This window comes from Bradyrhizobium sp. GW821-FHT13H06 (assembly GCF_058803975.1).
Window position 1 is genome coordinate 203,589 of sequence record NZ_JBXAPN010000013.1, and the last position, 10,089, is coordinate 213,677.

General features: G+C 65.8%; 10 protein-coding genes and 1 pseudogene. 4 read left to right on the forward strand and 7 right to left on the reverse strand.

Annotated features, from left to right (window positions below):
• The first annotated feature begins 5 nt into the window (after nt 1–5).
• Nucleotides 6–380 (forward strand): response regulator, encoded by a 375-nt coding sequence (locus tag AC1RQP_RS35970; RefSeq protein ID WP_028178895.1) that lies wholly within the window; start codon nt 6–8, stop codon nt 378–380.
• A 98-nt stretch (nt 381–478) separates the two neighbouring features.
• Here the strand turns inward: AC1RQP_RS35970 and AC1RQP_RS35975 are convergent, their stop codons facing one another.
• Complete coding sequence (locus AC1RQP_RS35975) at nt 479–3,175, reverse strand: TIGR02302 family protein (protein ID WP_492942057.1); 2,697 nt, start codon at nt 3,173–3,175, stop codon at nt 479–481.
• Nucleotides 3,176–3,344: 169 nt separating this feature from the next.
• Between AC1RQP_RS35975 and AC1RQP_RS35980 the strand changes: the two genes are divergently transcribed.
• Both AC1RQP_RS35980 and AC1RQP_RS35985 read left to right on the forward strand, forming a co-directional pair.
• Entirely contained in the window at nt 3,345–3,728 is a 384-nt protein-coding gene (locus tag AC1RQP_RS35980; protein ID WP_028134137.1) for a carboxymuconolactone decarboxylase family protein, read from the forward strand.
• A gap of 115 nt (nt 3,729–3,843) precedes the next feature.
• Nucleotides 3,844–4,752, forward strand: a complete 909-nt coding sequence (locus AC1RQP_RS35985) for an NAD(P)-dependent oxidoreductase (RefSeq protein ID WP_239620670.1) — start codon at nt 3,844–3,846, stop codon at nt 4,750–4,752.
• Nucleotides 4,753–4,756: 4 nt separating this feature from the next.
• On the opposite strand, the gene lysA is transcribed toward AC1RQP_RS35985, so the two are convergent.
• The 3 genes from lysA to argH form a co-directional block, all read right to left on the reverse strand.
• Nucleotides 4,757–6,022 carry a diaminopimelate decarboxylase gene (gene lysA, locus AC1RQP_RS35990; protein ID WP_492942060.1) on the reverse strand — a complete coding sequence of 422 codons (1,266 nt, stop codon included), beginning with the start codon at nt 6,020–6,022 and terminating at the stop codon, nt 4,757–4,759.
• Between the two features lie 23 nt (nt 6,023–6,045).
• Entirely contained in the window at nt 6,046–6,330 is a 285-nt protein-coding gene (lptM, locus tag AC1RQP_RS35995) for an LPS translocon maturation chaperone LptM (protein WP_197965983.1), read from the reverse strand.
• 94 nt (nt 6,331–6,424) lie between these two features.
• Nucleotides 6,425–7,822, reverse strand: a complete 1,398-nt coding sequence (argH, locus tag AC1RQP_RS36000; protein ID WP_492942062.1) for an argininosuccinate lyase — start codon at nt 7,820–7,822, stop codon at nt 6,425–6,427.
• A gap of 105 nt (nt 7,823–7,927) precedes the next feature.
• Here argH and tlpA point away from each other — a divergent pair, with 105 nt between their 5' ends.
• Nucleotides 7,928–8,593: a thiol:disulfide interchange protein TlpA gene (gene tlpA / locus AC1RQP_RS36005; RefSeq protein ID WP_239629539.1), complete on the forward strand. Its 666-nt coding sequence runs from the start codon at nt 7,928–7,930 to the stop codon at nt 8,591–8,593.
• Between the two features lie 4 nt (nt 8,594–8,597).
• Here the strand turns inward: tlpA and AC1RQP_RS36010 are convergent, their stop codons facing one another.
• From AC1RQP_RS36010 to AC1RQP_RS36020, 3 genes and pseudogenes are all read right to left on the reverse strand, one after another.
• On the reverse strand, nt 8,598–8,792 hold the full coding sequence (locus AC1RQP_RS36010) for a putative motility protein (protein WP_028182113.1): 195 nt from the start codon (nt 8,790–8,792) through the stop codon (nt 8,598–8,600).
• Between the two features lie 71 nt (nt 8,793–8,863).
• A complete protein-coding gene (locus AC1RQP_RS36015; protein WP_239629537.1) occupies nt 8,864–9,745 on the reverse strand; it encodes a 3-hydroxybutyryl-CoA dehydrogenase in 882 nt (293 codons plus the stop codon).
• A gap of 194 nt (nt 9,746–9,939) precedes the next feature.
• A pseudogene (locus AC1RQP_RS36020) lies at nt 9,940–10,089 on the reverse strand (electron transfer flavoprotein subunit alpha/FixB family protein); the annotation flags it as partial.

The following is a 10,089-nucleotide window of genomic DNA, read 5'->3' on the forward strand; positions in this document are numbered from 1 at the left end:
GTCCCATGCCGAAAATTCTGATCGCCGACGACGAGGATTCGATGCGCCAGCTTGTGGCGCGCGCCATCGCCATGGACGGCCACGAGACCGTCACCGCCCAGGACGGCGCCGAGGCGCTGGAGATCCTGATCCGCGAGGACGGCGCTTTCGATCTGTTGCTCACCGACATCCAGATGCCGGTCATGGACGGCATCGCGCTGGCCCTCTCCGCCGCCCGCGATTTCCCTGATCTGACCATTTTGCTGATGACCGGCTTTGCCGACCAGCGCGAGCGCGCCTCGAACCTGAATGCGCTGGTGCATGATGTCGTGACCAAGCCGTTCTCGGTCGCCGACATCCGCACGGCCGTGGCGGATGCGCTGGCGGCGAAGAAAGGTTAGCGTCGTCGACTTCGTAGCCCGCATGAGCGCAGCGACATGCGGGACCGGCGCCCCCGGATATCGCTTCGCTCATCCGGGCTACAAGAGGGGCTATCGCCTCAAAACTCCTTCAGCAGCCGCTCGATATAATCGAGCTCGATCTGCGGGCGCGAGGGATCGCCGAGACGACGGCGGAGCTCTTCGAGAATGCGGCGGACACGCTGGGTGTCGATCTCGCCGGGAATCTTGACCGTATAATCGTCGCCATATTCGCGCCCATGCAGCGGACGGCCCAGCGGGTCGGTCTGGTTGCCGCCGCTCTGTTGACGGCCGGCGCGCTGGCCCGGGCCATCGCCCTGGCCGTCACCATCGCCCTGCTGCATCGCCTCGGCCATCTTCTGCGCACCCTTGCGCATCGCGTCGAGCGCCTTGCCCTGCGAGTCCACGGCGCCGTCGGCATTGCCCTCGCCGAGCTTTGATCCCGCATCACCCATGGCGCCGTCGGCGGTATCCAGACTGCCGTCGTCATCGCCCTGGTCGCCGTCCTGATCGCCGTTCTGGCCGGGCTGGCCCTGGTCCCCCTGCTGACCCTTCTGTCCCTGTTGGCCTTTCTGCCCTTTTTCGCCCTTCTGCGTGAGGCCGCGCTTGGCAAGCTCGTCCTGCAACTTCTTCAGGCGGTCGCGCAGTCCCTGCTGGTCCTGCTGCAGCTCCGACATGGACTGATCATCGCCCTGCTGCTGCTTGCCGCGCGAGCGTTCGCGCCGGGAATCCTGGCCCTGCTTGAAGGTCTTGTCGCGCAATTGCTGCTGCTTGCGGATCATGTCGCCGAGCTCGTTGAGCGCCTGCTCCATGTCGCTCTCGCCGGACTGCCCCGGCTGCGCCATCTGGAGGCCTTCCAGCATCTGCTGGAGCTGCTCGAGCAACTGCTTGGCGGCATCCTTGTCGCCGGAGCGCGACAGGCGCTCCATCCGGTCGATCATGTTCTGCAGGTCCTGCTGGCGCAGGACCTTGGTGTTCGGGTCGAGCGGCCGCGCCAGCTGCTGCGGGTCATTGTTGTTGCGGAACTGCTCGGCGAGCTGGCGCATGAAGTCGTTCAGCGCCTGACGCAGGTCCTGCGTCAGCTTCTTGATCTCTTCGTCGCTCGCGCCGCGCTCCAGCGCCTGCTTCAGCGCGTCCTGAGCCGCGCGCAGCGCCTTCTCGACATCGGAGATCTTGCCGTCCTCGATCGTCACCGCAAGCGCCCACAGGCTCGCCACGACCTCGCGCAGGGCATCATCGGTGCGTGCGGCCTCGAGCTGTCGCGCAACGCTGTGCAGGCCGAGATATTGTCCGGGCTCCGGCGTGAACATCTCGGGCGCGATCATCAGCGCGTCGAGCGCGGCATACACGTCCGAATTCCTATTGGCATCGAGCGCGAGAATGCGGCGCTGCTCGATCAGTGCACGGGCCAGCGGCTTGGTGAATAGCCGTTCGGGCAGGCGCATGTTGAACGGTTCGCTTGTGGCCTCATTGCCAGCCTCGTCCTTGGCCGTGAGGGTCAGCATGACCTCGGCGCCGGCATAGGGATCCTCGCTGAGATCCTTCACCGACTGTCCGACGCCGTTGCGGGTCCGTGCATTCGGCAGCGCGAGCGGGAAGTGCGGCGGCTGGAACAGCGGACGCGGAGCCGCCCTGGTGTCGCCAGCGCCGGCAGCAGCCTTATCGCCGGGAGCAGCCTTCGCCCCGCCCTTGGTGTCGTCCTTGGCGTCGTCCTTGGCACCATCCCGGGCATCGATCGAACGCAGGGCAAATTTCGCCTCGGCGCCGGTGACGCCGTAATCGTCCTCGATCTTGTAGGAGAGCTGGAGCGCGCCGCGCGCCTGGCGCTCCGGGTCCTTGGCGAGTGAAATCGTCGGCGCACGGTCCGGCGTTGCCGCAAACGCCCATTGCGGCTGGCCGGAAGGCGCGCGGACATGCGCCGTGCCGTCGCCGGAGATGGCAAAATGCCTTTCGTTGGTCCCCTTGGGGCTGGCCTCGGTGGGGGCAACCTCCTTGAGGCCGCCGGAGACGGCGACATCCAAGCTGCCGCCTGAGGAGCGCACGATCAGGGTCGAACCGGCGGGAACGGCGAGCGGACCGCTGGCGGGCAGGGCCGCAGCTTCCTTGTTGGCGGCCGACAGAATGACCGGAGGCCTGCCGGTGTACAGCGGCGGCGTGACCCAGGCATCGACGCGAACATTGCTCGGCGCCAGCACCCCGTTCCAGTCGAAGGCGGCGCCAAGCCGCATCGCACGCTCGTCGCCGGCGGCGAAGAAGGTCGCAACCAGCATCACCATGACCAGCGCGCGCAACGCCCAGGGGTCGTGAAGCGCGAGCCGCGGGTGCGGCAGACCGGCGCGGACGCGCTTGAGGGAAGCCAGCGTACGCTCGCGCTGCGCCTGCCACAGCGCCTGCGCGACCGGGTCTTGCGAGGTCAGCGTGTCCGTGAGCGTGGTGGCCGGGCGGTGACGGATGCCGGAGCCACGGTCGAGCCGGGCGAGCGCTTCCGCACGGCTCGGCCAGCGGAAGCCAAGCAACGGGAACAGGGCGGCGACCGCGACCACGGCAAAGAGGGCGAGACCGATAGCCCTGGCGATGAACGGCAGTGCCAGCCAAAGACCGGCCCAGGACACCACCAGAAACAGGCCGGCGACGGTCAGAAGGCGCGCCACATTGGGCCAGGCACGCTCCCATGCGATGGCATAAGTGGCCCGATCAAGGGCCTGCGCCAGCTTCAGCCGCGACAGCGCATCGCTGCTGCGGATCGGGTCTGACGGGTCGGGGGTGACGCCGTTCAATCAGCTCTCCAGGTTGCCCGGTAGAGAAGAGCCTATCACAACGGCAGCACTGAGGCATCCGTTCCTGTACGGGAGAACCCCCTTTTCCCGCATAACACGAGGACGTGACTGGCCCGGTGCAACCCCGTAATTTCCGCGCGCCATCCCTGAGGGAAACGAAGGAAACGCCATGGACAAGAAGATGCACGACAAGGGCCTGGAAGTCCGCAAAGCGGTGCTGGGCGAAGCCTATGTCAACAACGCCCTGAAGAACGTCGACGATTTCAACCGCCCGTTCCAGGAGATGCTCAACGAATATTGCTGGGGTACGGTGTGGGGCCGCGAGGAGCTGCCGCGCAAGACCCGCAGCATGCTCAACATCGCCATGATCGCGATCCTCAACCGCCAGCACGAGTTTCGCGCGCATCTCAAGGGTGCGCTGACCAATGGCGTGACGCGCGAGGAGATCCGCGAGATCCTGATGCAGGTCGCGATCTATGGCGGCATGCCCGCCGCGGTCGACAGCTTCCGGATCGCGCGCGAGGTGTTCGCGGAGATCGACGGGAAGGCGTAGCCAATTCGGCGCTGCCGTCCCGGACCGACGCGCGCTTGAGGCGCGCTTGTCCGGGACGCTTTCGGCGATGGAACCCGCATCTTCCACAACGACAAAGAAGCAAAAAGGAAACACCATGGACATCGGATTCATCGGGCTCGGAAACATGGGCTTCCCGATGGCGCGGCGGCTGATCGAGGCGGGACACAAGCTCGTCGTGTTCGACACGCGCAAGGACGTCGCAGGCAGGCTCGTGGCGCTTGGCGCGACCGCGGCGGCGTCGCCAAAGGACGTCGCCGATCAGGTCGAGACCGTGATGGCGAGTTTGCCTTCGCTGCAGGCTTCACTCGACGTCGCAACGGGAGCGAACGGCGTGATCGAGGGCAGCCGCGCAAGACGCTTCGTCGATCTCTCCACCGTCGGCTCGACGATGGCAGCGAAGATTCATGGCCTGCTCGCCAAGCGCAACATCGTGCAGGTCGACTGCCCCGTCTCCGGCGGCGTCGGCGGCGCCGAGAAGGGCACGCTGGCGGTGATGGTGTCAGGACCGAAGGCGGAGTTCGAGCTGCTGAAGCCCGCGCTCGACGTCATCGGAAAAGTGTTCTTCATCGGCGAGAAGCCCGGCGCGGCGCAGACCATGAAGCTCGCCAACAATTTCCTGTCGGCTACAGCGATCGTGGCGACCTCGGAAGCGGTGGTGATGGGCGTGAAGGCAGGGCTCGATCCCGCCGTGATGATCGACGTCATCAATGCGGGCTCCGGCATGAACACGGCGAGCCGCGACAAGTTTCCGCGCGCGGTGCTGCCGCGCACGTTCGACTTCGGCTTCGCCACGGGGCTGATGGTCAAGGACGTGCGGCTGGCGCTGGAGGAGATGAAGCAGCTCGGCCTGTCGATGGAGGTTGCCGATGCGGTCGGGCGGCTATGGGAGACCGTGATCAGCTCGGAAGGCGCCGAGTCCGATTTCACCGCGGCGATCAAGCCGATCGAGCGGAAGGCTGGGGTCGTGGTTGGCGGCGCAAAGGGCGGATTGGCGGGGAAGTAGCGCCTCACAGCCACGGCGCGGGCTTGTCCATCGCGATGAGCTGCTCGACCTCGATGCGCGGGCGCACCACGGCGTATTGATCGCCCTTCACCAGCACCTCGGGCACCAGCGGCCGGGTGTTGTAGGTGCCGGCCTGGACGGCGCCATAGGCGCCCGCGGTCATGATGGCGAGGAGATCGCCCGCCTTCGGCGCCGGCAGCGTGCGGTCCAGCGCGAGATAGTCACCGGTCTCGCAGACCGGGCCGACGACGTCGGCCATGATCGTCGCCGCGCCCTTGGCCGCCTGCGTCACCGGCAGGATGTCGTGATAGGCCTCATACAGCGTCGGGCGGATCAGATCGTTCATCGCGGCGTCGATGATCACGAAGTTCTTGCCGTCGCCGTGCTTCACATAGATCACCTTGGCGACCAGGATGCCGGCATTGCCGACGATCATGCGCCCCGGCTCGAACATCAGCGTGCAGCCGAGATTATGGCTGACGCGCTTGACCATGGCGGCATAGGCGTCGGGCGCCGGCGGCGCCTCGCGGTCCATGTAATACGGAATGCCGAGACCGCCGCCGAAATCGACGTGGCTGATGTCGTGGCCGTCGGCGCGCAGCGTCTGCACGAATTCGGCGAGGATGCGGAACGCAGTCTCCATGTTGGAGAGGTCGGTGATCTGGCTGCCGATATGCACGTCGGTGCCGGTCACTTCGATGCCGGGCAGCCTGGCGGCGCGCGCATAGACCTCGCGCGCATGCGCGATCGGGATGCCGAACTTGTTCTCGGACTTGCCGGTCGAAATCTTGGCATGCGTGCCGGCGTCGACATCCGGATTGACACGGAGCGAGATCCGCGCGGTCTTGCCCATCGCGGTCGCAAGGCGTGACAACAATTCGAGCTCGGGCTCGGATTCCACGTTGAGGCAGAGGATGTCGGCGGCAAGCGCGGCGCGCAGCTCCTCTTCCGTCTTGCCGACGCCGGAAAACACGATCTTGCTGGCCGGGAAACCGGCGGCCAGCGCGCGCTTCAATTCACCGCCGGAGACGACGTCGGCGCCGGCGCCGAGCTTGGCCAGCGTGCGCAGCACCGACTGATTGGAGTTCGCCTTCATGGCGTAGCAGACCAGCGCCTTCTCGCCGGCGAAGGCATCGGCGAAGACGCGGTAGTGCCGCTCCAGCGTCGCGGTCGAATAGCAATAGAACGGCGTGCCGACGGTGGCGGCCAGCTCGGACAGGTTCACCGCCTCGGCGTGCAGCACGCCGTTGCGATAGTCGAAATGGTTCATGGCGCAGGCTCGCTTGTCCCGGCTTATTTCCTGCCGGGAGGTTCGTCCAGGAGCGGGTCTAGAATAAACGGTTTCTTCCTGCCCTTGGCCGCCGCGGGCGCAGCATCCACACCGTAGGTCGGGTTGAACACGCTCGGCGTCCTCTGGACTTCGGTCTCGGTATCAACAGGTGCGGCGCCGCCGGCCGTGGAGGCGGTCGGCGGCAAGTCGAGCGGGCCCTTTCGGCCGCAGCCGGCAAGCGCGAGCGCCGTCAGGCTCAAGACAATGATGGCCCACCCCGAGCCGGCCGGGCGAAACTTTGACGTCACAACGAAATCCCCACTACGCGGCGCGCACCATACAGAGATTGGCGCGCTCTGGCGAGAGCCGGATGACCATGAAAACATAAGCGAAATTTTGCCCTCAGCCCAATTTTCGCTCTTTTTCCAGCCGCTTCGCCCAGGCCTTGGCCTGGGACGCGACGTTCTTCGGCGCGGTGCCGCCGAAGCTGGTGCGGCTCTTCACCGACGATTCGACCGAGAGCACGCCGAACACGTCCTTGGTGATCTTGGGCTCGATCGCCTGCATCTCGCTCAGCGGCAGCTCGTGCAGCGCCACGCCGCCCTCGGCGGCCTTGGCGACGATGCGGCCGGTGACGTGATGGGCCTCGCGGAACGGCATTTTCAGCGTCCGCACCAGCCAGTCGGCGAGGTCGGTCGCGGTGGCGTACCCCTCGCCCGCCGCCGCTTTCATCCTGGCTTCATCCGGCACGAGGTCGCGGACCATGCCGGTCATGGCGCGGATCGCCAGCGACAGCGCGGCAAAGCCCTCCATGGCACCCTGCTTGTCCTCCTGCATGTCCTTTTGATAGGCGAGCGGCAGGCCCTTCATGACGATCAGGAGGCCGTTGAGCGCGCCGATGACGCGGCCGGTCTTGGCGCGCACGAGCTCGGCGGCGTCCGGGTTGCGCTTCTGCGGCATGATCGAGGAGCCGGTGGTGAACTTGTCGCTGAGACGGATCAGGCCGACCAGCGGCGAGGTCCAGATCACGATCTCCTCGGCAAAACGCGACATGTGCACGGCGCAGATCGAGGCCGCCGACAGCGTCTCCAGCACGAAGTCGCGATCGGAGACCGCGTCGAGCGAATTCGCCATCGGGCGGTCGAAGGCAAGCGCCTTGGCGGTGGCGTGGCGGTCGATCGGGAACGAGGTCCCGGCGAGCGCGGCCGCGCCGAGCGGGGATTCGTTCAGCCGCTTGCGCGCATCCTGGAAACGGCCGCGGTCGCGCGCGGCCATCTCGACATAGGCGAGCAAATGGTGGCCGAAGGTGACGGGCTGCGCGGTCTGCAGATGCGTGAAGCCGGGCATCACGGTGCCGGCATGCTCCAGGGCACGCTCGACCAGCGCCTGCTGGAACGCGGCGAGCGCGGCATCGGTCTCGTCGATGACGTCGCGGACGAACAGGCGGAAATCTGTCGCGACCTGGTCGTTGCGCGAACGCGCGGTATGCAGGCGGCCGGCGGCGGGGCCGATCAGCTCCGACAGGCGGCTCTCGACGTTCATATGGATGTCTTCGAGCGCGCGCTTGAATGCGAAGCTGCCCTTGCCGATCTCTGACAAAATCGTGTCTAGACCCTTGCCGATATTTTTCGCATCAGAGGCCGTAATGATGCCCTGCGTGGCCAGCATGGCAGCGTGGGCCTTGGACGCGGCAATGTCCTGGGCGAAGAGGTGACGATCGACGTCGATGGAGACGTTGATCTCTTCCATGATCTCGTCGGGACGTTCCGAGAACCGGCCGCCCCACATCTTGTTGCTCATGATCCCTTGCTCACGCCTTGCCTGTCGCTAGCCACGTTTGCTGGCCTCGGCCAGCCGTATTAAGAGGCCCCTGATAGCCATATCTGCGACCGGATGACAAACGATATGCTCGACAAGAAGCCCTCCGCCACGCGCCGCATCCCCCTCGTCATCGCCACCGTGGCGATCGGAGGACTGGCCGGCTTCGCCGCGCTGTATGGGCTCGGCCTGAGCCGGGCGCCGTCAGGCGATCCGGTGTGCCGGACGGCGGTGGCTACGGCCTCGAGGATCGCCCCGCTCGCCCATGGCGAGGTGGCGGCGCTGACCATGGCGAGCGCCCCGTTGAAGCTGCCCGACCTCGCCTTCGAGGACGCCGACGGCAAGCCGAAAAAGCTGTCCGACTTCCGCGGCAAGACGCTGCTGGTAAATCTCTGGGCGACGTGGTGCGTGCCCTGCCGGAAAGAGATGCCGGCGCTGGACGAGCTCCAGGGCAAGCTGGCGGGCCCGAATTTCGAGGTGGTGGCGATCAATATCGACACCCGCGACCCGGACAAGCCCAAGAGCTTCCTGAAAGAGGCCAACCTGACCCGGCTCGGCTATTTCAGCGATCCGAAAGCCAAGGTGTTCCAGGACCTTAAGGCCATAGGCCGGGCGCTGGGCATGCCGACCTCGGTGCTGGTCGACCCGCAGGGCTGCGAGATCGCGACGATTGCGGGGCCGGCGGAATGGGCGAGCGAGGACGCGCTCAAGCTGCTCCGCGCCGCGACCGGCAAGGCCGCCGCATCGCTTTAGGAATTCAGGCGGTGACGTTGAGATTGCCGCCGACGCCGGGGCCGACATTGGCCAGCGAGGGTTGGCCCGCGCCCATCAGCGTCAGGACGGTCGACTTTTCCATGTCCATGTTCTGCTTCGTCAGCGTCGCTGCGATGTTCGATTGCAGCGCGCCTTGCTGAGCGGCCAGCATGGTGCTGACCATCGCCATCATGTCCATTACGCGAACCCTCTTACCGGCCGTAACCTAGGCGCGAGAGGTTAACGCGTCATGAATTGACACAAAGCGGATCAGCGCGTCGGAACCGGCTTGGCGCCGCGGTAGTCGTAGAAGCCGCGCTGGGTCTTGCGGCCGAGCCAGCCGGCCTCGACGTACTTCACCAGCAGCGGGCACGGGCGGTACTTGGAGTCCGCCAGCCCCTCGTGCAGCACCTGCATGATGGAGAGGCAGGTATCGAGGCCGATGAAATCGGCGAGTTCGAGCGGGCCCATGGGATGGTGGGCCCCGAGCTTCATCGCGGCGTCGATCGCCTCGACATTGCCGACGCCTTCATACAGCGTGTAGATCGCCTCGTTGATCATCGGCAGCAGGATGCGGTTGACGATGAAGGCCGGGAAATCCTCGGAGACCGCGACCTGCTTGCCGAGCTTGCCGACGAATTCCTTGGCGGTCTCGAAGGTGGAGTCGTCGGTGGCGATGCCGCGGATCAGCTCGACCAGCTCCATCAGCGGCACCGGGTTCATGAAGTGAATGCCGATGAAGCGCTCCGGGCGGTCGGTGGCGGCGGCAAGCCGCGTGATCGAGATCGAGGACGTATCGGAGGCGACGATCGCCTCCGGCTTCAACACCGCGCAGAGCTCGTGGAAGATCTTGCGCTTGACCTCTTCCTTCTCGACCGCGGTCTCGATGACGAGGTCGCAATCGGCAAGGTCGTCCAGTTTTTCGGCGAGCGTGATGCGCGCCATCGCCTTGGCCTTGTCGTCCTCGGTGACGGCCTTCTTGGAGACCTGGCGCGCCAGATTGCCGTTGATGGTGGCCATGCCCGACTTGAGACGGTCGGGCGAGACGTCGTTGAGCACCACGTCGAAGCCGGCCAGCGCCGCGACATGCGCGATGCCGTTGCCCATCTGACCCGCGCCGATCACGCCGACCTTCTTGATCACTGCCGCCATCATGTCATCCACCGGAACGGCGCGCGACGAGCGCACCCTGCCTATCCCCTTGAGCCGGGAGGTCCGATTTAATCAGAACCTTGGCTCGAAACCTAGATTGGATCGCTTCGAAGGCGCGCCCACGCCAAAGAAAACGCCTCAGAAATGCAACACCGGCCGGAGTTTATACCTCCGGCCGGTGTTTTCGATGCCTTTTACTTGCCGAGCTTGCCGAGTTCGGCCGTCAGCTCCGGAACCGCCTGGTAGAGATCGGCGACCAGGCCGTAGTCGGCAACCTGGAAGATCGGCGCGTCCTCGTCCTTGTTGATCGCAACGATCACCTTGGAGTCCTTCATGCCGGCCAG